The sequence below is a fragment of the Sulfuritalea sp. genome (genome assembly GCF_017302275.1).
Taxonomy (GTDB): domain Bacteria; phylum Pseudomonadota; class Gammaproteobacteria; order Burkholderiales; family Rhodocyclaceae; genus Sulfuritalea.
Genome location: NZ_JAFLDR010000020.1, coordinates 47,795 through 68,663 on the forward strand (window position 1 = coordinate 47,795; position 20,869 = coordinate 68,663).

Here is a 20,869-nt window from a genome sequence, read left to right on the forward strand (position 1 = left end):
AAATACATCATGGCAACAGTTATGAAAGCGCCCAAACGGCAGCTCACCTTCGTCACCGATCTCAACAAGTGCATCGGTTGTCAGACCTGCACGGTGGCATGCAAAAAACTCTGGACCAGCGGCCCCGGCCAGGACTTCATGTACTGGCGTAACGTCGAGACCGCGCCCGGCATGGGCTACCCGCGCAACTGGGCAAGCAAGGGCGGCGGTTACAAGGATGGGCAACTGCAGAAGGGCAAGGTGCCGGCGATGATTGACTACGGCGTGCCTTTCGAGTTCGATTATGCAGGCCGTTTGTTCGAGGGCAAGAAGGGCCGCGTGCGGCCCAGCCCGACCCCTCGCACCGCACCGAACTGGGATGAGGACGAGGGTGCCGGAGACTATCCGAACAACTCGTACTTCTACCTGCCGCGCATGTGCAACCACTGCGCCAAGCCTGCCTGCCTTGAGGCTTGCCCCAACGACGCCATCTACAAGCGCGAACAGGACGGCATCGTGCTCATCCACCTCGACAAGTGCAAGGGATCGCAGAACTGCGTTTCGGCCTGCCCCTACGCCAAGCCCTACTTCAATCCATTGCAGAACAAGGCGAACAAGTGCATTGGCTGCTTCCCGCGCATCGAGAAGGGTGTCGCCACGGCGTGTGTCGCCCAGTGTGTGGGGCGCGCCATGCACGTCGGCTTTATCGACGACGTCAATAGCTCGGTGTACAAGCTGGTGAAGCAGTGGAAGGTGGCGCTGCCCCTGCATCCGGAATTTGGCACCGAACCCAATGTGTTTTATGTGCCTCCGGTACTCGGGCCGCGCAAGGAAGATTCCCAGGGCAATGTCTTCGAAGATCCGAAGATTCCCCTCGCGCAGCTCGAAGAACTATTCGGCAAGGGCGTCAAGGATGTGCTGAAGATACTCGCTGCCGAGCGTGAGAAGAAGATCAAGGGGCAGGCGTCCGAGTTGATGGATGTCCTGATCGCGCGTCGCAGCGTCGACATGATGATCTCGCCGATGACCTGAAGCCATGCGGGGGCGGCTCGCGCCGCTCCCGCTCGGTTCCTGACCCCAGACTTTTCAAAATGAATACCAGACTTCTTGTCATTTTCGGCTGGCTGTTGGCGGCCGTTTCGTTCGTAACGCCCGTCGGCGCCCAGACGCCGGGATACACGGGCAACCGCGTTTGCGCCAAATGTCATTTCGACCAAGGTGAAGCATGGCGCAAGACAGGCCACGCCAAGGCCTTCGACTCGCTGAAGCCCAATGTCAAGGCGGCTGCCAAGACCCGGGCCGGACTTGATCCGGCCAAGGATTACAGTGCCGATCCAAATTGCGTCGCGTGCCACGTGACTGGTCACGGCGAAAACGGTGGTTACAAGACTGGCATGAATCCGGACGATGCCAAGTTGGTTATCGGAGTGAGCTGTGAATCGTGTCACGGTGCCGGAAGTATCTATCGCCAGAAGCATGCGGACGCGGTGGACAAGCTGAAGGCCTCTGGTGAAACCACTGATCGTCAGGTGCTGATCGATGCGAAGCAGAACTTTGACTACGAAAGCGCCTGCGTGAGTTGCCACCTCAATTATCAGGGTTCGCCTTGGGCGGGAGCGAAGGCGCCATTTTCGCCTTTTACGCCGAAAGTCGATCCGAAGTACCAGTTCGATTTCAACAAGGCGGTGCGAGCGACCGGCGACAAGAATCCGGTTCACACGCATTACAAGTTGCGCGGTGTATTCAAGGGAGGAACGGTTCCGGCAATCCGGGCTGAGCTCCAACAGAACGCACAGGAACCCGAGGAATGAAGTACCTGACGCAAAGGAGTCGATGCACCGGGTACGGCAATACGAACCTACCAGGACGGAAAAATCATGAATGAAATGAGCTCAGCGATGAACATCGGTCGGATCGAAAACGCGAAGGCGCGAAACCGCATTTATGCATTGCTCGCAATGGGATTTCGCTATCCCGACGAGGAGGTATTCTCGCAACTGGCGGATGGTGCTTACGCCGATGCTATCGTTAATGCCTTGGCGGTATGCGCGGCGGACATCGCCGGTGGGTGCCAGGACAGCCTGGCTGGTCTGTGGGCGACAGGGCCGCGCCAGGAGCTGGAAGCAGCCTACATCAGCGCCTTCGAGACGAACATGCCGGAGCCCAGTATCTCGCTCTACGAGGGAAGTCACCACTTGCATGGCAACAAGCCGGAACTGCTGCTGGAGCTCAAAAGCTTCTACCGCGCATTCGGCCTGACCATGGCCGAGGCGGAAAACGACCTGGAGGATTCACTGACCGCGGAACTCGAGTTCATGCAATTCCTGACGGCCAAGCAGGTGCAGGCCGAGGATGGAACGCTGGACAAGTCGCCCTATTTGCGCGCACAGAAGGATTTTCTGGAGCGCCATCTGGCCGCGTGGTTGCCACCACTGCTGGCGGAGGCAGAGGGCAAGCTGAAGAGTCCCTTCTACAAGGCGCTTATTGCCCTCGCCAACAACTTTGTGGCTCTCGACGCAAAGGCGGTGAAACGTGATGTTGCAGACCGGGGTGCGTAGTGGGCATGTGATTCCATCGACGGCGTGCCGCGAGTCGATACCGTCATCGATATTTGAAGCTTGAACATCAACTGTAAAGGAGCTAGTCATGAGCAAAAAATTCTTCAGAAGTCCGCGAGCGACAGTCGTGATCGGAGCGGCGATTGCCGCCATGGTGGCGGGGATGCCTTCCCTTGCCGCTGCTCAGCAGCCAGCCGCCGACAACATGAACATCGAGCGGGCCAAGATTCTCGTCCAGCCAGGCGTTTTCGGCGTCTTCACCATGTTCAAGCTGCGCCCCGAATGGTCCAGGGTAGCTGCTGCCGAACGCATGAAAGCCGCCAACGAAGTCAAGCAATTGATCGAGAAACACAAGAACAATGTGCTGGTCGATGTTTATCTGACGCGCGGTCTGGAGACTGGCTCCGATTTCTTTTTCCGCGTCCATGCCTATGATCTGGCCAAGGCGCAGACCTTCATGCGCCAGTTCCGCTCGACCAGCATCGGCAGGAATGCGGATGTTTCCGAGACGCTGGTAGGCTTGACCAAGCCCTTGAACTATATTACCAAGACAGACTCGCCCGGACTGAATGCGGGCCTGAGTTCGGCCAGCTATACGGGGCCGGCCCCGCGCTACACGTTGGTTGTTCCCGTGAAGAAGAGTGCCGAGTGGTGGAATATTCCGGTTGACCAGCGGCTGCGGGAAATGGAAGCCCATACAGCGCCGACTCTGGCCTACTTGGTGAATGTCAAACGCAAGCTCTACCATTCCACCGGGATCGATGACACCGATTTCATCACCTACTTCGAGACCAACGACCTCGGTGCCTTCAACAATCTGATGATCTCGCTGGCCTCGGTCCCGGAGAATAAATATCACGTTCGCTGGGGCAGCCCGACGGTGCTGGGCACCATTCACAGTCCGGAAGAAGTAATGAAGGCGCTCGCTGAGTAAGCCTTTGAAGGCCTGTTGACCGGGTATCCACGAATGCGTCCGTCTCATGAGACGGACGCATTCGCCTATAGACCATTCTAATGGTATTGTTATTATGGTTGAAGTCGTATATATTTTGATGTGCATCAAACAACGCTAATATTAAGCGTGTAATCTCCCGAAAATTCATATACTGCACCGCATCAAAAGCAGTATTGCGCACGGTTTCTTTTTTAATGTGAGGTGAATCCATCATGCAATCGCAAGCGACTTACAACTACAAAGTCGTGCGCCAGTTCGCCGTGATGACCGTAATCTGGGGCATCGTCGGCATGCTGGTCGGCGTCATCATCGCCGCCCAGCTGGTCTGGCCGGAGTTGAACGTGCACGAGTTCCTGAGTTACGGGCGCCTGCGTCCCCTGCACACCAATGCCGTGATCTTCGCCTTCGGCGGTTGCGCCTTGTTCGCCACTTCCTACTATTGCGTGCAGCGCACCAGCCATGCACCGCTGTTCGCGCCGGGACTGGCGGCCTTCACCTTCTGGGGCTGGCAAGTGGTCATTGTGCTGGCGGCGCTGTCCCTGCCGCTGGGCTTCACCCAGGCCAAGGAGTACGCGGAACTCGAATGGCCGATCGACATCCTGATCACGCTGGTCTGGGTGTCTTATGCCGTGGTGTTCTTCGGCACCATCGTCAAGCGCACGGTATCCCACATCTATGTGGCGAACTGGTTCTTCGGCGGCTTCATCCTGACCGTCGCCGTGCTGCACCTCGTCAATAGCGCGGCGATCCCGGTGTTTTCAGCCGGCGTCCTGACGCCGAAGTCCTACTCGGCCTATGCCGGCGTGCAGGATGCGATGATCCAGTGGTGGTACGGCCACAACGCGGTCGGCTTCTTCCTCACCGCCGGCTTCCTCGGCATGATGTACTACTTCGTGCCCAAGCAGGCCGGGCGTCCGGTGTATTCCTACCGCCTGTCGGTGGTGCACTTCTGGGCGCTGATCTTCACCTACATGTGGGCGGGTCCGCACCACCTGCACTACACGGCCCTGCCCGATTGGACGCAATCGGTCGGCATGATCTTCTCGCTGATCCTGCTCGCACCTTCCTGGGGCGGCATGATCAACGGCATCATGACGCTGTCGGGCGCCTGGCACAAACTGCGCGACGATCCGATCCTGAAGTTCATGATCACCTCGCTGTCCTTCTACGGCATGTCGACCTTCGAAGGTCCGATGATGTCGATCAAGACCGTCAACGCGCTGTCGCACTACACGGACTGGACGGTCGGCCACGTCCATTCCGGCGCGCTGGGCTGGGTGGCGATGATTTCCATCGGCTCGATCTACTACCTGCTGCCGCGCCTGTTCGGCAAGCCCGAGATGCATTCGAAGAAGCTGATCGAAGCGCACTTCTGGATCGCAACGATCGGCGTGGTGCTCTACATCGCCTCGATGTGGATTGCCGGCGTGATGCAGGGTTTGATGTGGCGCGCAACGAACGTGGACGGCACGCTGACCTATTCCTTCGTCGAGTCGGTCAAGGCGACCTATCCGTTCTGGACCATACGCCTGCTCGGCGGCCTGCTGTTCCTCTCCGGCATGGTGATCATGGCCTACAACATGTTCCTGACGATGGCGGGCGGCAAGGCCGTCGATGCGCCGGTACTCGCACCCGCAGGGGCTCACTGAGCCCGATCGCAAAGATTAAGGAGCCATACATCATGTTGACGCATGACAAAATTGAACGGAACGTGGGACTGATGATCGTCCTCACCATCCTCACCATCAGTGTGGGTGGTTTGCTCGAGATCGTCCCGCTGTTCTTCCAGAAATCCACGACCACGCCGACCAATGAGCTGGTCAAGCCCTACACTCCCTTGCGCCTGGCGGGACGCGACATCTACATACGCGAAGGCTGCTACAACTGCCACTCGCAGATGATTCGCCCCTTCCGCGCCGAAACGGAGCGCTATGGCCACTACTCGGTGGCAGGCGAATTCGTCTATGACCATCCCTTCCAGTGGGGTTCCAAGCGTACCGGACCCGACCTGGCACGCGTCGGCGGGCGCTACTCGGATCAGTGGCACAAGACCCACCTGCTGAATCCGCGCGATGTGGTACCGGAATCGAACATGCCGGCCTATGCCTGGCTGGATCGGCCGCTCAAGGACGATGCGATCGACGCCAAGATGAAAGCGCTGCGCGCGGTCGGGGTTCCCTATACCGACGCCGAAATCGCCGGCGCGAAAAAGGCCATCGAGGGCGCGACCGAAGTCGAGGCTTTGATCGCCTACCTGCAGGGCATGGGCCTCGCGCTCAAGCAGACCAGGTAAGCAAATGGACATCAACGATCTGCGTTCCATCTTCACGGTGCTGGCTTTCATCGCCTTCATAGGCATCGTATGGTGGGCGTATTCGGACCGGCGCAAGGCGACCTACGACGAGGCGGCGATGCTGCCGCTCGACGATGACAGCCCGTTTGTTCCCATGGTGCCGTCCGGGCCGCAGGTTACGAAGAATCAGGAAAGGAAATCATCATGAGTGATTTTGTCAGCGGTTTCTGGAACATCTATGTAATTGGCATCGTGCTCGCAAGCGTCATTGGTTGTGGCGTATTCCTCTGGATGCAAAGCACGGCGCGGCATGTGGAAGGTGAAACCACGGGTCACGTCTGGGACGAGGATCTGCAGGAATTCAGCAATCCCCTGCCCAGCTGGTGGCGCTGGCTGTTCTACATCACGATCGTGTTCTCGCTGTTCTATCTGGCGATGTATCCCGGCCTGGGTACTTTTAAAGGGCAATTTGGCTGGACGTCTACCGGACAATATGACGTCGAGATGAAGAAGGCCGACGATCAGTACGGGCCGATCTTCAAGAAATTCCAGAGCCAGGACATTCGTGCCGTTGCGGCCAACAGCGAGGCGAAGGAAATGGGCCAGCGCCTGTTCCTGACCTACTGCTCGCAGTGCCACGGTTCGGATGCCAAGGGCGCCGTTGGTTTCCCCAACCTGACCGACAACGATTGGCTGTTCGGCGGCACCCCGGACCAGATCAAGGAAACCCTGCTGAAGGGTCGCGATGCCATGATGCCGGCCAAGGGTGTCAAGCCCGACCTCAATGGTGACCAGATCAAGGACTTGGCGAACTACGTGCGTTCGCTGTCGGGGCTGTCGGCCGATTCGATTCGCACTCAGCGCGGCAAGGAACTGTTTGCTGCGGCGTGCAGCGCCTGTCATGGTCCGGACGGCAAGGGCATGGTCGGTGTGGCACCCAACCTGGCGGACAAGGTATGGCTCTACAGCAGTTCCGAGAATTCGATCATTGAAACCATCACCAAGGGCCGCGTCAATCGGATGCCCGCCTACGGCGAATTCCTCGGCGAGGCCAAGGTGCACCTGCTGACTGCCTATGTCTACGGGCTCGGTGGCGGTGAGAAGGACGCCCCTGTGGCGGCTCCGGCGGCGACTGAAGCACCCGTAGAAAAGAAGTAAGCCGCAAGACCGTCCCCGGCATGCGTGCCGGGGACTTTTTACGAAGGTCTATCAGAATATAGTAATACGATAATCATGTCTTCAGCTACCCCCACCCAAGCGCAGGAGACCAAACCGAGCTTTGTCGAAGAGAGCCTCTACGAGGTTCATCAGAAGGTTCATCCACGTGCGGTCAGCGGGATCTTCGCCACTTGGCGCTGGGCGCTGGTCTGGATTACCCAACTGATCTTCTACGGCATGTGCTGGCTACCGTGGAATGGGCGGCAGGCAGTGCTGTTCGATCTGGTGGAACGCAAGTTCTACATCTTCGGATTGGTCTTCTGGCCGCAGGACGTGATTTTTCTAGCTGTCCTGTTGATCATCTCCGCCTATTCCCTGTTCCTGTTCACCGCGGTCGGCGGACGCTTGTGGTGCGGCTATGCCTGTCCGCAAACGGTCTATACCGAAATCTTCACCTGGATCGAACAGAAGATCGAGGGTGAGCGCAATGCCCGCATCAAACTCGATGCCGCGCCCATGAGTGCGCGCAAGTTCTTGCTGCGCAGCTTCAAGTACGGCGCCTGGGGCCTGTTGTCAATTTGGACCGGGTTTACCTTCGTCGGCTATTTCACCCCGGTCCAGACCTTGTGGGGATCCGTGTGGAGTTTCTCCCTGGGTCCCTGGGAAACCTTCTGGATGATCTTCTACGGCGCGTTTACCTATCTGTTCGCCGGGCACATGCGCGAACAGGTCTGCAAGCACATGTGCCCGTACGCACGGTTCCAGGGCGTCATGTTCGATCCCGACACGCTGACCATCACCTACGACACCGAGCGCGGCGAGCCGCGCGGCGCGCGGAAAAAGGGTATAGACCCGAAAGCGATTGCCAAGGGCGACTGCGTCGATTGCGGCATTTGTGTGCAAGTCTGCCCGACCGGCATCGACATCCGCAAAGGACTCCAGTACGAATGCATCGGCTGTGCTGCGTGCATCGACGCGTGCGATCAGGTCATGGAAAAGATGAGCTATCCGAAAGGCCTGATTCGGTACTCGACCGAGCATGCCATCGAATCGCATTGGGGCTGGAAGGAAATCGTCGGTCATGTGGCGAGGCCCCGGGTGATCATCTACACCGTAGTCCTTGCCGCGATCTGCGTCGCCTTTGTCTGGGGCATTGCGACCAAGCCCACCCTGCGGGTCGATGTGATCCGCGACCGTGCGACGTTGGCCCGGGAGGTTGAGGGCGGGCTGATTGAGAACGTGTATCGCCTGCACGTCATCAATATATCCGAGACGGCCCACAGGTATGCTGTAAGTGTTTCCGGGTTGCCGGACATCGATATGGTCGGTGAGCGCATCCTTGAGGTGCCAGCCGCTGGCGCGCGCAGCTTTTCGATCCAGGTGAGGGTGCCTCCGGATGCCGGGAAGAAAGGTTCGAATCAGATTTTCTTCGACGTGAAATCGCTGGCCGACGAAAAGGTAGCCGTGCACGAGAAGGCAAGTTTTCTGCTGCCATGAAGCATGGAAAAATGAACTCGCTCGCCGCGCGTCCCTGGTATCGCGAACCCTGGCCCTGGATCCTGGCCGCCGGACCGTTCATCGTGATAGTTGCCGGCATCTACACCGCCTGGCTTGCAGTCAGTAGCAACGATGGCCTCGTAACGGATGACTATTACCGCAAGGGCCTGGCAGCCAACCAGACCATCGCCCAGAGCGAACGTGCCGTGAAAAGTGGCTTGGGTGCCGGTGTGCGGATTTCGATGGAAACCTTTTCGGTACGGCTGCAAGCCGCCGACCCGGGGTTCACCATGCCGTCAACGCTGTTTCTGACGATTTCGCATCCAACCCGTGCCGGTCTCGACCAGTCCCGCGTCTTGTTGCGCAATGGCGATACGTATTCCGGCGAGGTTCGCCTGCCTGCCGCTGGGCATTGGCTGGTGTTGGTGGAGGATGAGGGCAGAACCTGGCGGTTGATGGGCAATGTCATCCTTCCGGCCAACGGGGAAACCATCATCGGCAACGCCGGCCCGATCCCCGCGCCGGCGGATATCCGGAACTGATTTTTTTGGATAGGAGATAGCGTCATGGAAGCCTGGAAACTTCTGGTCGGTAGCGACATTGGTCTTCTCAGTCTGTTCACTATCGGCTTTGTGATCGTCATGGGCATCTACTTCGTCGTCTATATCAAGAGGAAGTCCGAAGAAGACGCGAGAAACGCCAAGTAGCTTGGGTGACGCCGGATAGGGGAGACACGCAATGCAAAAGATCCTGTGGGTGCTGTGGCCGTCGTTTATCGTTGCCGGAGTTGCCGAGGGCATTTTCTTTACGGTGATCAACCCGCAGGAACTTTATCTGTTCGGCGAACCCGCGCACTTCTCCAAGATCGCCACCTACTCGATCGGTTTTTTCGGATTCTGGATGGTTTGCGCCGCGTCCAGCCTGTTGACGGTTTTTTTGCAGTTAGGTGCCGCCGAGTTGAACAAGGGGGTTGGCAGCACGTCGCCAGATGGCAATAAGCCGGGATAGCACTGGCCCCGCAGGACGGGAGTGATTCAGACTCCGGGTGATCCCCCGCGCGGTGTCGGCGCCAGCTTGAGTATCCGGGAAAAGAGATCGCGGCATTCAAGGTCTGCCGCCGCATCAAAGCGAGGATCGCCGTTTTCCCCGAAAGCGGCGGCGATCTCGACCCAGTCTTCCGCCCTCAGATGTATGCAGGCAAGCGGAAATAGCTCTTGTTCTTCGATGGCCATGTGGGCGAACATTGCTTCGGCGAATGCCTCGGCGGCTGCGGAGAATTCCGCCATTCCCTCCGCCGCTCCAGCTTGGAAACGGTCCAGTGCCCGTTCCAGATCGCGCACCTTCTGGCCGCCTTCCGCGTGATCTAGCTTCAGTAGTTCAATCACGGAATCGGCTTCATGTGTCCGTTCGCGCAGTCGCGCGAACAGGTAGGAGTTCTCCTTGGGGTGGTGTAGTTTTTCCGGAAACTCATTCAGATAGGTGACTATTGCGCGCAGCACCGCGAAGTCGGGATTGCGACAATCCACGCGGCTCTGGTGCACGAGGTAGCGCAACCCGGTTACTACCGCAGCCAGCGAACGGTGCTCCTCCTGAATGATGCTCAGGGCGCCGTTCAGCATATCTTCCCGTTTGCCGTCCTAGTGCCGAAACCAGCCGAAGGCCGGTTCAGTCGGTCACCGATAAACCAGTACGGGAATCTTTGAATGCGTGAGCACCTTCTGCGTTTCGGATCCGAGCAAAAGGCCGCTGATTCCGCGTCGGCCGTGCGAAGCCATGAAGATCAGGTCGGCGCCGACTTGCTCAGCCCCTGCAATGATGGCTTCGTAAGGAATGTCGCTGATCGAAGTCAGACTTGCGCTGGAAACACCGGCCGCCTTGGCCGATGCCTCGTGCGCAGCCAGTATTTCCCTGGCTTGTTGTTCGGCCATTTCCGCAAACTTGTCCGGCGTCGTGGGGTCAATGAGCGCACCCTCACCGTAGAAGGCCACCGGGTAGTCGGGTTTTGCAAAAAAGAAAGTTATCCGCGCTGACGTTTCCTTTGCGAATGCAATGGCGCGCTTCACGGTGTCACCGGACAATTGCGATCCGTCAGTCGGAACGAGTATGTGCTTGAACATAGGATGGATCCTTGTGTTGGTAAATCTAGGCTAGCCCACTAATAAGCGTCAGCGTTGATCAAGATCAATAGCCGCCCGAACTATACCCGAGGAGCATGGGGCACAATATTAGCGGTAGTGCGGCAGGATAGCGCAGCCGTCGGGAAGTGGAGAAAAAATCATGAGCGCGACCAAACAGACCAAGGTACCCGCGACGCCGCAGGCGGCATGGCGGGCGGTGAATCAGGCCGTCGAGGCCAAGGTGGATCCGATCGGCATGGCGACGCCATTGCTGCATGCCCAGTTGGCTTGGCTGAGTCATCCTCAGGAGATGTCCGAGACGCTGACCGGTTTTTCGGCAAAGATGTGGGACTTGCAGGTACATTCATGGCATCGCGCGCTGGGCATGCCGAGCAAGGATGTCGTATCGCCGAATCCTGACGACACACGCTTCGCCTCGCCTGTCTGGAGCGAATCGGCCAGCTGGGACATCGTCAAGGAGTGGTATTTGATGCTCACCCACCAAGTCCAGGACATGCTCTACGATACGCCGGGACTTTCGAGCCGAGATAGACGTCGGGCTGCATTCTGGTGGCGCAAATGGCTCAACGCCGTGGCGCCGACCAATTTCCTGCTGAGCAATCCCGAGGCCATGCAAAGGGCCATGGAGACGCGCGGCGAGAGCCTGTTGAAGGGGTTCAACAACCTCCTGACCGACTTTCAGGCCGGCGACGTCCAGATGGCACGCCCGACGGACTTCGTTGTCGGCAGGGATCTGGCGACGACGCCGGGCAAGGTGGTGTTTCGCAATCGCCTGCTGGAGGTGATCCACTATGTACCTAGCCGGGAAAAGGTCTATAGGACCCCGATCGTCATAGTGACACCCTGGATCAACAAGTTCTACATCCTCGACTTGAACGCGAAGAAGAGCATGGTCAAGTTTCTGGTCGACCAGGGCTTGGACGTCTACATCACCAGTTGGAAAAATCCAGGCGCCGACATGCGCGAAGTATCGTTCGATGACTACCTGATCGATGGCATAGGCAAGCTCGTAGAAACCGCCCAGGGGCTGTCGGGTTCGGACAAGGTGCATGCGGTGGGGTACTGCATCGGTGGCGCGGCGCTGTCGGCCTGGATGGCCTGGGCCAATGCCCGCTATTCCAAAAAGGATGTGCCTGTGGCATCCGTCACGCTGCTGACGACGCTGGTGGATTACCACAAGCCGGGCGACATTGAAGTGTTTCTCGATGAAAACAGCATCAAATGGCTGGAGAAGTCGATGGCCGAGAAGGGCTATCTTGACGGCAAGGAAATGGCCTCCGCCTTCCGTCTGCTGCGGTCCAACAGCCTCGTCTGGCATTACGTGGTTCGTGGCTACCTGTTCGGCGAGGCGCCGCCGCCGTTCGACGTGCTCTTTTGGAACATGGACGCCACTCGCATGCCGGCGAAAATGCACAGCTGGTATCTGCGCAACTTCTATCTGGAAAACCTGCTGATCAAAAAGGATGCGCTCAACCTGGCGGGCGAGGATATCGACCTTGGAAGTATCTCGCAGCCGTTGTACGCCGTCTCCGCCGAGGATGACCACATCGCGCCATGGCGCCAGACCTTTCGCATCAACAACTTTGTCGCCGGATCGCGGCGCTACGTTTTGTCGACGTCCGGACATATACTCGGAATCGTCAATCCGGTCGTAAATCCACCGAAGCGTGATTTCCATGTCGGAAGCGCCGAGCGCCACGATACTCCGGACGACTGGCGCGAACGCGCGGAGTTGCGGCATGGCAGTTGGTGGGAAGACTGGATGGAGTGGATCAAGCCGCAGTCGGGCGCGATGGTCCCGGCGCCCGCCGTCTCGGATCGCAATTACCCTGCGTTGGCTGACGCACCGGGTACCTACGTGCTGGAATACTGACGGTCGCCGCGGGGCGAGAGGATGGCTAGTCGAGTGCTGTCCCGATCCCGCCGCCCGACACCGGGCCGCGCCATCCAGTCGTGGCGATGCCATGTGGAAGGGACTGGCCAATCGCCTCTTGTTTCCCATGCCGCCATGCTGGTAAGCTCGTTTCGGGCGGAAGCCAGGCTTGGCGGTGGTTTCGTTCGACCGCGATTCAATCGAATGGCCGCAGTCGGAATGGCGGTTATGGACTTCGTTGCTCGCCAGGTAGTCCGATGATGGATAACGGAAGGAGCGATTCAGATGAAAACCGCGCAGGTTATCTATCAAGACGGAGACCATAGGTGGCTTGCCCTGGTTCGAGATGCAAACCGCGCGGATTGCCTTGTCGATACGAATGAATATCTGGTGACCAGTGCCGGCGATGCAATCCTCCTCGATCCAGGCGGCAGTGAAGTTTTTCCGGCAATCTTCGCCGCGGTAAGTACCTGCATCGATCCGGCGCGGATCGGCAAGATATTTGCATCGCACCAGGATCCCGATGTCTGCTCGTCCCTGTCCCAATGGATACAGCACAATCCGGCGATCAAGTGCTACCTGAGCTGGTTGTGGCAGACTTTCGTGCCGCATTTCGCCGGACAGGCGCAGAGCCTGGTTCCGATTCCCGACGTTGGCATGGGTATCGGTGTCGGTTCGATCCAGTTGCAGGCGATTCCCGCCCATTACCTCCATTCGCCGGGAAATTTTCATTTGTACGACCCCAAGGCCCGGATTCTTTTTTCTGGAGATATTGGTGCGGCCCTGCTGCCGCCGGAAGAGGACGGCGTGTTCGTCGAGGATTTCGACTGGCATGTGCGGCATGCCGAAGCTTTTCATCGGCGGTGGATGGGGTCCGAGAAGGCGAAGCTGGATTGGTGCGCCCGAGTTTCTGAAATGGACATCGACATGCTCTGTCCACAACATGGCGCGATTTACCGCGGCGCCGATGTGGGGCGCTTTATCGACTGGTTCTCCCAACTGGAAATCGGGTTATTGAGAGCATGAGCCGGTGCCGGACTTGACCGCCATCAATGCTGGGGGCCGATTGCCCATCCAGAATCGGCCAACCGTCACTTTGGATACGCCCTCATGTCGATAACCACTCCGCTGTTTCAGCACCATAAGCACTGCGACGATATATTTGCCGACGCGGAAAGCGCCTGCGGCAACGGTGATTGGGAAGCCGGCGGCAAGCTGTTCGCGCTCCTGCAATCCCAGCTCGAGGCCCATTTTTCAAGCGAAGAGGAGCTTCTTTTTCCGGCCTTCGAGGCAGCTACCGGCATGACCTCGGGTCCGACCGAAGTCATGCGTGGCGAACATCGCCAGATGCGTGACCTGCTCGGACAGATGAGTAGCGGTCTTGCCGAACGGGATGGCGACGCCTTCAGTGGAGCCGCCGAAACCCTGCTCATCCTCATGCAGCAGCACAACATGAAGGAAGAGAACATTCTCTATCCGATGTGCGACAACGCGCTGGGCGCTTCCGACCTTGGCGACAACCTGGCGCAGCGCCTGAAGGCATCATGACAACGGTAATCGACGGGCGCGAAATGCAGCCGCCGGAACCGATGGAACGCACCTTGGAGGTACTGGAACTGCTGCCTGATGGTGACGAAGTCCTGTTGTTGTTGTATTGCCAGCCGTATCCCCTGTTCAATATCCTGAGGAACAACGGATACGAATGGACCGAGAATCTGCTGCCTGAGGGAACGCGCGAGATTCGGATTCGCAAGCAGCCAGGCTGATCGGGCAGGGCGGGATGCATCCCAATCTTTCTTTCGATCAGGCGCCGCCGATTTCGGTGCCGTACCGGTTCTTCCTCACGGCACCTTGGTTCGGCATGCTGGCCGGCCTGCTCCTCGCATGGTCGGGCGGCGATGGGCTGGGCTCACGCTGGACTCCGGAAGTCCTGGCGCTGACGCATCTGGCCGGGGCCGGGTTCATGTTGCAGGCCATGAGCGGCGCACTGTTCCAGTTCATTCCCGTCGCGGTGGGCGGCAACGTCTGGCGTCCGCGGCTGGTCGCCAACGTCATTCATCCCCTGCTGGTGCTGGCGGCGCTGCTGCTGGTGGCCGGGCTGCTGTTCAGCAATCCGGCGCTGCTGTCAGCGGCCGTGCCCGTGTTCCTGCTCGGCGCAGGCGGCCTTGTCGCGGCCGTTGCGCTGGCACTTTGGCGCACCCCGGCAACCGGAATGACCCTGTGGTCGATGCGCATGGCGATCGGCGGACTGGCGATCACGGTCCTGCTTGGTTCGCTGCTGGCGGACGCGCTGGCGCGCGGCCTCAACCTGCCGCTCATCGACTTGACCAACGTCCATCTGGCATGGGCGCTCGGCGGATGGGCGCTGATGCTGCTGGCGGGAGTGTCCTACCACGTGGTGCCGATGTTTCAGCTGACGCGTCCCTATCCACTTTGGTTCGCTCGTGGTTTCGGACCACTGCTGCTGCTGCTGCTGTGCGCGTGGTCGTCACGGCTCTTGCTCGACGATGATCGATGGACGACGCCGATCGCACTGCCCCTGTTGCTGCTGTTTTCGGCCTACGCCGTGATGACCCTGTGGCTGCAATACACCCGGCGCAGAAAGGTCGACGATGCGACCTCGCTTTACTTCCGGGTGGCAATGGTGTCGTTGCTGGGTTTCGCGGTATCCGGTGCGGCCGTTCGCCTGTATCCGCCGTTCGGTGACGATCCGCGTGCCATCGTCTGGCTGGGCGTGCTGGTCTTCGTCGGCGTTTTCGTTTCCGCCACCGCCGGAATGATGTACAAGATCACGCCCTTCCTCAACTGGCTTCATCTGCAGCGGTTGGGCGCACCGATCTCGGCCGTGCCGAACATGAAGAAAATGATTCCGGCGGACGACATGACAGGCCAATTGCGCCTGCATGTGCTGGCATTGCTGCTGCTGCTCGCGGCGGTCTGGCTACCGACTCTGGCGCGCCTGGCCGGCTTCGCCTTCGCAGTTTCCTGTGCCTGGCTGGCCTGGAATCTGATAGGTGCGGCCAGACGCTACCGGATGTTCACAGATCAAATTCGCGCAGTCGCCTTGCATCCTTGATGGTGATCTGTTTGCCGCTGACGCCTATCAGGCCATTGACCGCGAGATCGTGAAAGATGCGCGACAGCGTTTCCGGGGTCAGGTTGAGGCGCGAGGCGATTACCTGCTTCGAGGTCGGCAGCGAGATGTCGAACGAGCCTTCGCAGGCGCCTTCCTGGGGGCATTGTTGCAACAGGTAACCAACCACGCGTTGTGCCGAGGAGCGCAGGGAATAGGTCTCGACGTCCTGAACCAGAGAATGCAGGCGCATCGAAAGGCCGGCCAGCATGCGGCGGGCGAACAGCGGGTCGGATTCGAGCAAGGCGAACACCGGTCCGCTACCGATATGAAGCAACAGGCTGTCGACCAATCCCTCGGCAAATACCGGGCAGGGTCGATTGAGGAACATGATCGCCTCGCCGAAACTCTGGCGCGGGCCGACGATCTGCATGACCTTTTCGTTTCCCTGCGAGGACGGAAAGGCCAGTTTGATCTGGCCGAAAACCACGACGTAGAAACCCTTGGGAAGGTCGCCCTTCTGGAACAGCATCTCGCTCTTGGCAAGTCGCCGCTCGCGACACGCCGGTTCGAGCGCGGCGATCTGCTCCGGTACCAGTTCCTGAAACAGGGGCAGGCGGAAAAGAATCTGCGGAATGTCGAGTCGGGTTTCGGGCATTGCGATGCTCTCGGTTGGTCGGTAGCGGCATGAATCGCCTGCCAGTCTTCTTTGCCGCACCGCACCGGGTGATGTTCCTTGGCGGAACGGTGCAGGCGTTGCTGGCGATGGCCTTCTGGTCCTTGCAGACAGGGGGGCATTATGCCGGACTCTGGTCGCCGCCGGCGTGGCCGCTGTTGTCACGGTTTCCACCGTCCGTGTTGCACGGGATTCTGATTGCCTCTGGCGTGTTCCCTTTTTTCATCTTCGGCTTCATTCTCACCGCCGGGCCGCGCTGGCAAGGCGCGGGCGACTTGCCGCGGCGTGACTTCGTTCCTGCCTTTCTGCTGCTTGCCGGCGGCTGGCTGCTGGTCTGGGTGTCGCTGTTGCTGCCCATTCTGCTAATGCCCGGCCTCGCGGCAGCCCTGGCGGGCTGGATCTTGGTGGCGTTGACGCTGACCCGCCTTGCAACTCGCCGCGCCGAGCAGCGCGAGCACATTGCCTGCATCGCTGTCGCCGCCTGGCTTGGTGCGCTGGGCCTGGGGGCCTTCCTGGTATTCGCGGCGGGAGCCGGCGCGACTTGGGCGCGAGCGGGAATTGCCTTGGGAGTATGGGGGTTCCTGTTGCCGGTGTTCGTGACGGTCGCCCATCGAATGTTGCCCTTCTTCACCAGTTCTGCGCTGCGTGGCTATGTGGTGCATCGCCCCGCCTGGGCCTTGCGCATCCTGCTCGGTGCCAGCTTCGGTCACGGCCTTCTGACGACTTTGGAATTGCCTCAACTGCTGTGGCTTGCGGACCTCCCGGCAATGTTCGCGGCAGGCCGCCTGAGTTGGCTATGGTGGGCTCGTAGCGCGATCGACAACCGGATGCTCGCCGTCCTGCACGTGGCATTCCTGTGGGTTGCGCCGGCATTTGCGCTGTTCGCACTGCAAAGCATTTCCTGGCGCGCGATGCCGGGCTTGCTCGGGCAGGCGCCGCTCCATGCACTGACGCTGGGCTTTTTTTCTTCGATGCTGATCGGCATGGCATCGCGGGTGACGATGGGCCATTCCGGTCGGCCGGTCGCCGTCGATGCCGCCATGTGGTTGGCGTTCTGCATGATGCAGGTGGCGGCGCTATTGCGGGTCGCGAGCGAGTTGCCGGCCCTGCCCGGCGGGTACTTCGCAATGTGGTTGTCGTCCGTGCTTTGGCTGGGCGCTTTCGCGCTGTGGGCGTGGCGCTTCGCGCCGGCATTCTGGCGGGCACGACTGGACGGCAAGCCCGGATAGCTCATGTACCTCGCCGTCAAATACGTGCATGTGGTCAGCGTGGTCCTGAGCCTGGCCGGATTCTTCCTGCGCGGGATCCTGATGATGCGGGATTCGCCGCTGCTCGCCGCGCGCTGGGTCCGGGTGCTACCCCATATCAACGACACCGTGCTGCTGATCGCGGCGTTGACGCTGGCCGCGATGTCTGATCAATATCCCTTCGTCGTCGACTGGGTCACGGCAAAGGTATTCGGGATCATCGCCTACATCATCCTCGGTGCGCTGGCGTTGCGCGAAGCGAGCACCCGGCGTTTGCGCATCGCCTGCTGGCTGGCGTCGATGGCGGTGTTCGGCTGGATCGTGTCGGTGGCTTTGACGCGCCAGCCGCTCGGCGTTTTCGGGATGATCTAGCCGATACGGCCGTCAGGCGGCGCGAGCAGCGCCTTGAGTCCGGGAATGTCGACGATCCGGACATGCTTCTGCTGCACCGAGATCAGGCCTTCTTCCTGGAAGCGCGAAAAGGCGCGGCTGACGGTTTCCAGCTTGAGTCCCAGATAGGAACCGATTTCCTCGCGCGTCATGCGCAGGTGGAATTCCGCCGGGGAATAGCCGCGGGCGCTGAAGCGTTGCGACAAGTTGAGCAGGAAAGCGGCCAGGCGTTCCTCGGCGCGCATGGTGCCGAGCAGCATCATCACGCCGTGGTCGCGCACGATCTCGCGGCTCATGACCTTGTGCAGGTGGTGCTGCAGGGAGTGAATTTCGCTGGAAAGCATTTCCAGTTCGACGAACGGGATCAGGCAGACTTCGCTGTCCTCCAGTGCCACGGCATTGCAGGTATGCGCTTCGGTGCTGATGCCGTCCATGCCCAGGATCTCGCCGGCCATCTGGAAGCCGGTGACCTGGTCGCGACCGTCCTCGGTCAGCACATCCGTCTTGAAGAAGCCGGCGCGGACGGCGAAGATCGACTCGAACCGGTCACCCGCGCGATACAGATGCTGGCCGCGCTTGAGTTTGCGGCCGCCGCCGATAAGGTGGTCGAGCCGCGACATGTCGTTGTCCGACAGGCCGAAAGGCAGGCACAACTCCCGCAAGTTGCATTGGGAGCATGCGACCTTGAGGCCGGGCGTGATGAGCGGAACTACGTTCTGCTTGACGTTTGCATGCACGCTGGTTCGCTACCCTGTTCGGGGTATCCCTTTGATATTTGTCAATGCAACCAATTCGCAACTGCGGCATCTTACGACCCTGCGGTAAACCGCGCCGCGTTTTGCCGCAAACCCGTACTATTCGGCCCATGGATTATCAGGAACTCATCTTCGACCCCGAGGTCATCCGGCGCTTCGACGTCAACGGGCCACGCTATACCTCCTATCCTACCGCTGACCGTTTCGTCGAGGCGTTCGGCGCCGACGATTACATGCGCTGGCTCGGCAAGAGGACAGTGGGCGGCATAGGTCGGCCCTTGTCATTATACGTGCACATCCCCTTCTGCAATACCATCTGCTATTACTGCGCCTGCAACAAGATCATCACCAAGGATCACGGCCGTTCCGCCAAGTACATCAAGTATTTGGGCAAGGAAATCGCGATGCAGGAAGCCGGGCTGGATGGCAGTCGCGACGTGGTCCAGCTGCACTTCGGCGGTGGTACGCCAACCTTCCTCAGCGACGACGAAATGCGCCGGCTGATGGACATCATCCGCAAGCATTTTCGCCTGCTGCCAGGCGGCGAGTACTCGATCGAGGTCGATCCGCGCAAGGTTGACCGCGACACCGTGAAGTTGCTCGGCGAACTCGGTTTCAACCGCATGAGCGTCGGCGTGCAGGACTTCTCGCCGGAAGTGCAGGTCGCGGTGAACCGGGTACAAAGCCTGGAGGAAACCAAGCTGGTCATTGATTCGGCGCGCGAGTTCGGTTTCAAGGGAATTTCCGTCGACCTGATCTACGGCCTGCCCAAGCAGAACGTGATCAGCTTCAACCATACCCTGGACGAGGTCATCAAGCTCGATCCCGACCGCCTCTCGATCTACAACTACGCCCACCTGCCAAGCCTGGCCAAGCCGCAACGGCGCATCAACGAAGCCGACCTGCCGAGCCCGGATGCGCGGCTGCAGATACTGCAACTCGCGATCCGCCGCCTGACGGAAGCCGGCTACGTCTTCATCGGCATGGACCACTTCGCCAAGCCCAACGACGAACTCGCCGTGGCCCAGCGCCAGGGGCGCCTGCACCGCAATTTCCAAGGCTACTCGACCCATGCCGAGGCCGACCTGATGGCCTTCGGCGTTTCCGCCATCGGCAAGGTCGGGCCCAGTTATTGCCAGAACGTGCGCACGCTCGACGAGTATTACGACAGCCTCGACCAGGGTACGCTACCGATCTTCCGCGGCATCGAACTCAACGCCGACGACCTGCTCCGGCGCAGCATCATCCAGGCTCTGATGTGCCATTTCGAGGTGTCCATCGAATCGATCGAGATCGCCCACCTGATCGATTTCAAGTCCTACTTCGCGTCCGAGCTTGCCGACCTGCGCGACATGGAAAAGGGCGGCCTGCTTACCATCGACGACCAATGGATCAGCGTGTTGCCGCGCGGTCGTCTGCTGGTGCGCGGCATCGCCATGGCCTTCGACCGCTACCTGCGTACCGACCGCGAGCGGGTACGCTACTCAAAGGTCATCTGAGCTCCCCGGCGCCGTACCGCCAGCGCCGACTTTCGGTTGCCACGTGATGCCGGACAGCGGATTCCTCGCCGTGTTCCTTGTCGGCCTGCTCGGCGGCGTGCATTGCGCCGGGATGTGCGGCGGCATTGTTTCCGCGCTCACGCTTCAGGTGCCGAACAAACCGGGTGCCGGCGGTCCGGCGTGGCTGCTGCACCTCGCCTACAACCTCGGCCGTATCAGCAGCTATGCCACGGCCGGCGCGCTGATGGGCGCCCTGGGCAGCCTCGGGCTCCTGCTCAACAACGCGCTGCCGGTGCAGATGGCGCTGTATGTGGCGGCCAACCTGATGATGGTCGCACTCGGCGTGTACCTGACCGGGATCACCGGCGCGCTGGCCTTCGCCGAGCGCGGCGGAGAGTGGCTGTGGCGCCGCGTGCAGCCTTTGACCGGGCGCTTCCTGCCGGTGCGCGGCCCGGCGCAGGCCTTTCCGCTCGGTCTGCTCTGGGGCTGGTTGCCCTGCGGCCTGGTCTACAGCGTGCTTGCGATGGCCCTGCTTACCGGCAGTGCGCTGCGCGGCGCTGCGACCCTGCTCGCTTTCGGCCTTGGGACCCTGCCCAACCTGATGCTGGCCGGCCTGCTGCTGGCGCGCTTTCGCAATATCGTGCAGGGGCGCGCTTTGCGCATCGGCTCGGGACTGCTGGTGCTCGGCTTCGGCGTCTATGGATTGCTCAATGCAGCGACGCTGGGTGGCAAACTTTGGCAGGGTGTGGCCAGCCACGCTTGAGCGGCGGGGGTGGCG

Annotated in this window: 25 protein-coding genes; 21 read left to right on the plus strand and 4 right to left on the minus strand. The window is 60.1% G+C overall.

Features of this window, described 5'->3' with window-relative positions; genetic code table 11:
- Positions 1-9: 9 nt before the first annotated feature.
- The 12 genes from J0M27_RS12415 (at position 10) to J0M27_RS12470 (ending at position 9,448) form a co-directional block, all read left to right on the plus strand.
- The gene (locus J0M27_RS12415) at positions 10-1,011 is read left to right on the plus strand and encodes a 4Fe-4S dicluster domain-containing protein (RefSeq protein ID WP_294991954.1); all 1,002 of its coding nucleotides are present in this window, start codon (positions 10-12) and stop codon (positions 1,009-1,011) included.
- Between the two features lie 59 nt (positions 1,012-1,070).
- Positions 1,071-1,790 carry a cytochrome c family protein gene (locus tag J0M27_RS12420; RefSeq protein ID WP_294991957.1) on the plus strand — a complete coding sequence of 240 codons (720 nt, stop codon included), beginning with the start codon at positions 1,071-1,073 and terminating at the stop codon, positions 1,788-1,790.
- 66 nt (positions 1,791-1,856) lie between these two features.
- Positions 1,857-2,537 carry a molecular chaperone TorD family protein gene (locus tag J0M27_RS12425; RefSeq protein WP_294991960.1) on the plus strand — a complete coding sequence of 227 codons (681 nt, stop codon included), beginning with the start codon at positions 1,857-1,859 and terminating at the stop codon, positions 2,535-2,537.
- A gap of 88 nt (positions 2,538-2,625) precedes the next feature.
- On the plus strand, positions 2,626-3,471 hold the full coding sequence (locus J0M27_RS12430) for a chlorite dismutase family protein (protein WP_294991962.1): 846 nt from the start codon (positions 2,626-2,628) through the stop codon (positions 3,469-3,471).
- Between the two features lie 233 nt (positions 3,472-3,704).
- Positions 3,705-5,141, plus strand: coding sequence for a cytochrome-c oxidase, cbb3-type subunit I (gene ccoN, locus J0M27_RS12435; protein ID WP_294991965.1), 1,437 nt, complete (start codon positions 3,705-3,707; stop codon positions 5,139-5,141).
- Positions 5,142-5,176: 35 nt separating this feature from the next.
- Complete coding sequence (gene ccoO, locus J0M27_RS12440; RefSeq protein WP_365962715.1) at positions 5,177-5,785, plus strand: cytochrome-c oxidase, cbb3-type subunit II; 609 nt, start codon at positions 5,177-5,179, stop codon at positions 5,783-5,785.
- Between the two features lie 4 nt (positions 5,786-5,789).
- Positions 5,790-5,993 carry a CcoQ/FixQ family Cbb3-type cytochrome c oxidase assembly chaperone gene (locus J0M27_RS12445; RefSeq protein ID WP_294991970.1) on the plus strand — a complete coding sequence of 68 codons (204 nt, stop codon included), beginning with the start codon at positions 5,790-5,792 and terminating at the stop codon, positions 5,991-5,993.
- Positions 5,990-6,943 (plus strand): cytochrome-c oxidase, cbb3-type subunit III, encoded by a 954-nt coding sequence (gene ccoP / locus J0M27_RS12450; protein ID WP_294991973.1) that lies wholly within the window; start codon positions 5,990-5,992, stop codon positions 6,941-6,943. Before J0M27_RS12445 ends, ccoP begins: the two co-directional genes overlap by 4 nt.
- Positions 6,944-6,967: 24 nt before the next feature.
- Entirely contained in the window at positions 6,968-8,440 is a 1,473-nt protein-coding gene (gene ccoG / locus J0M27_RS12455; RefSeq protein WP_365962702.1) for a cytochrome c oxidase accessory protein CcoG, read from the plus strand.
- An 11-nt stretch (positions 8,441-8,451) separates the two neighbouring features.
- Complete coding sequence (locus tag J0M27_RS12460; protein ID WP_294991976.1) at positions 8,452-8,982, plus strand: FixH family protein; 531 nt, start codon at positions 8,452-8,454, stop codon at positions 8,980-8,982.
- A 24-nt stretch (positions 8,983-9,006) separates the two neighbouring features.
- Entirely contained in the window at positions 9,007-9,147 is a 141-nt protein-coding gene (locus tag J0M27_RS12465) for a DUF3149 domain-containing protein (protein ID WP_294991979.1), read from the plus strand.
- 31 nt (positions 9,148-9,178) lie between these two features.
- On the plus strand, positions 9,179-9,448 hold the full coding sequence (locus tag J0M27_RS12470) for a hypothetical protein (protein WP_294991982.1): 270 nt from the start codon (positions 9,179-9,181) through the stop codon (positions 9,446-9,448).
- A gap of 26 nt (positions 9,449-9,474) precedes the next feature.
- On the opposite strand, the gene J0M27_RS12475 is transcribed toward J0M27_RS12470, so the two are convergent.
- Together J0M27_RS12475 and J0M27_RS12480 are read right to left on the minus strand one after the other, a co-directional pair.
- A complete protein-coding gene (locus J0M27_RS12475) occupies positions 9,475-10,059 on the minus strand; it encodes a hemerythrin domain-containing protein (protein WP_294991985.1) in 585 nt (194 codons plus the stop codon).
- Positions 10,060-10,113: 54 nt separating this feature from the next.
- On the minus strand, positions 10,114-10,557 hold the full coding sequence (locus tag J0M27_RS12480) for a universal stress protein (protein ID WP_294991989.1): 444 nt from the start codon (positions 10,555-10,557) through the stop codon (positions 10,114-10,116).
- A gap of 160 nt (positions 10,558-10,717) precedes the next feature.
- On the opposite strand from J0M27_RS12480, the gene J0M27_RS12485 reads away from it, so the two are divergent.
- From J0M27_RS12485 to J0M27_RS12505, 5 genes are all read left to right on the plus strand, one after another.
- On the plus strand, positions 10,718-12,451 hold the full coding sequence (locus J0M27_RS12485; protein WP_294991992.1) for an alpha/beta fold hydrolase: 1,734 nt from the start codon (positions 10,718-10,720) through the stop codon (positions 12,449-12,451).
- Between the two features lie 285 nt (positions 12,452-12,736).
- The gene (locus J0M27_RS12490; RefSeq protein WP_294991994.1) at positions 12,737-13,477 is read left to right on the plus strand and encodes an MBL fold metallo-hydrolase; all 741 of its coding nucleotides are present in this window, start codon (positions 12,737-12,739) and stop codon (positions 13,475-13,477) included.
- A gap of 84 nt (positions 13,478-13,561) precedes the next feature.
- A complete protein-coding gene (locus tag J0M27_RS12495; RefSeq protein ID WP_294991997.1) occupies positions 13,562-13,999 on the plus strand; it encodes a hemerythrin domain-containing protein in 438 nt (145 codons plus the stop codon).
- The gene (locus tag J0M27_RS12500) at positions 13,996-14,217 is read left to right on the plus strand and encodes a DUF2249 domain-containing protein (RefSeq protein ID WP_294991999.1); all 222 of its coding nucleotides are present in this window, start codon (positions 13,996-13,998) and stop codon (positions 14,215-14,217) included. Before J0M27_RS12495 ends, J0M27_RS12500 begins: the two co-directional genes overlap by 4 nt.
- Positions 14,218-14,231: 14 nt before the next feature.
- Positions 14,232-15,527: a hypothetical protein gene (locus J0M27_RS12505; protein ID WP_294992001.1), complete on the plus strand. Its 1,296-nt coding sequence runs from the start codon at positions 14,232-14,234 to the stop codon at positions 15,525-15,527.
- On the opposite strand, the gene J0M27_RS12510 is transcribed toward J0M27_RS12505, so the two are convergent.
- On the minus strand, positions 15,490-16,182 hold the full coding sequence (locus J0M27_RS12510; RefSeq protein ID WP_294992005.1) for a Crp/Fnr family transcriptional regulator: 693 nt from the start codon (positions 16,180-16,182) through the stop codon (positions 15,490-15,492). The two genes, J0M27_RS12505 and J0M27_RS12510, sit on opposite strands and share 38 nt — an antisense overlap.
- 14 nt (positions 16,183-16,196) lie before the next feature.
- On the opposite strand from J0M27_RS12510, the gene J0M27_RS12515 reads away from it, so the two are divergent.
- On the plus strand, positions 16,197-17,429 hold the full coding sequence (locus J0M27_RS12515) for an NnrS family protein (protein ID WP_294992008.1): 1,233 nt from the start codon (positions 16,197-16,199) through the stop codon (positions 17,427-17,429).
- Positions 17,430-17,432: 3 nt separating this feature from the next.
- A complete protein-coding gene (locus J0M27_RS12520) occupies positions 17,433-17,819 on the plus strand; it encodes a SirB2 family protein (RefSeq protein WP_294992011.1) in 387 nt (128 codons plus the stop codon).
- On the opposite strand, the gene fnr is transcribed toward J0M27_RS12520, so the two are convergent.
- Positions 17,816-18,574 carry a fumarate/nitrate reduction transcriptional regulator Fnr gene (fnr, locus tag J0M27_RS12525; protein WP_294992014.1) on the minus strand — a complete coding sequence of 253 codons (759 nt, stop codon included), beginning with the start codon at positions 18,572-18,574 and terminating at the stop codon, positions 17,816-17,818. The genes J0M27_RS12520 and fnr overlap by 4 nt on opposite strands.
- A 128-nt stretch (positions 18,575-18,702) precedes the next feature.
- Here fnr and hemN point away from each other — a divergent pair, with 128 nt between their 5' ends.
- Together hemN and J0M27_RS12535 are read left to right on the plus strand one after the other, a co-directional pair.
- Positions 18,703-20,091 carry an oxygen-independent coproporphyrinogen III oxidase gene (hemN, locus tag J0M27_RS12530; RefSeq protein ID WP_294992017.1) on the plus strand — a complete coding sequence of 463 codons (1,389 nt, stop codon included), beginning with the start codon at positions 18,703-18,705 and terminating at the stop codon, positions 20,089-20,091.
- Positions 20,092-20,137: 46 nt separating this feature from the next.
- Positions 20,138-20,854, plus strand: a complete 717-nt coding sequence (locus J0M27_RS12535) for a sulfite exporter TauE/SafE family protein (RefSeq protein ID WP_294992044.1) — start codon at positions 20,138-20,140, stop codon at positions 20,852-20,854.
- Positions 20,855-20,869 lie beyond the last annotated feature (15 nt).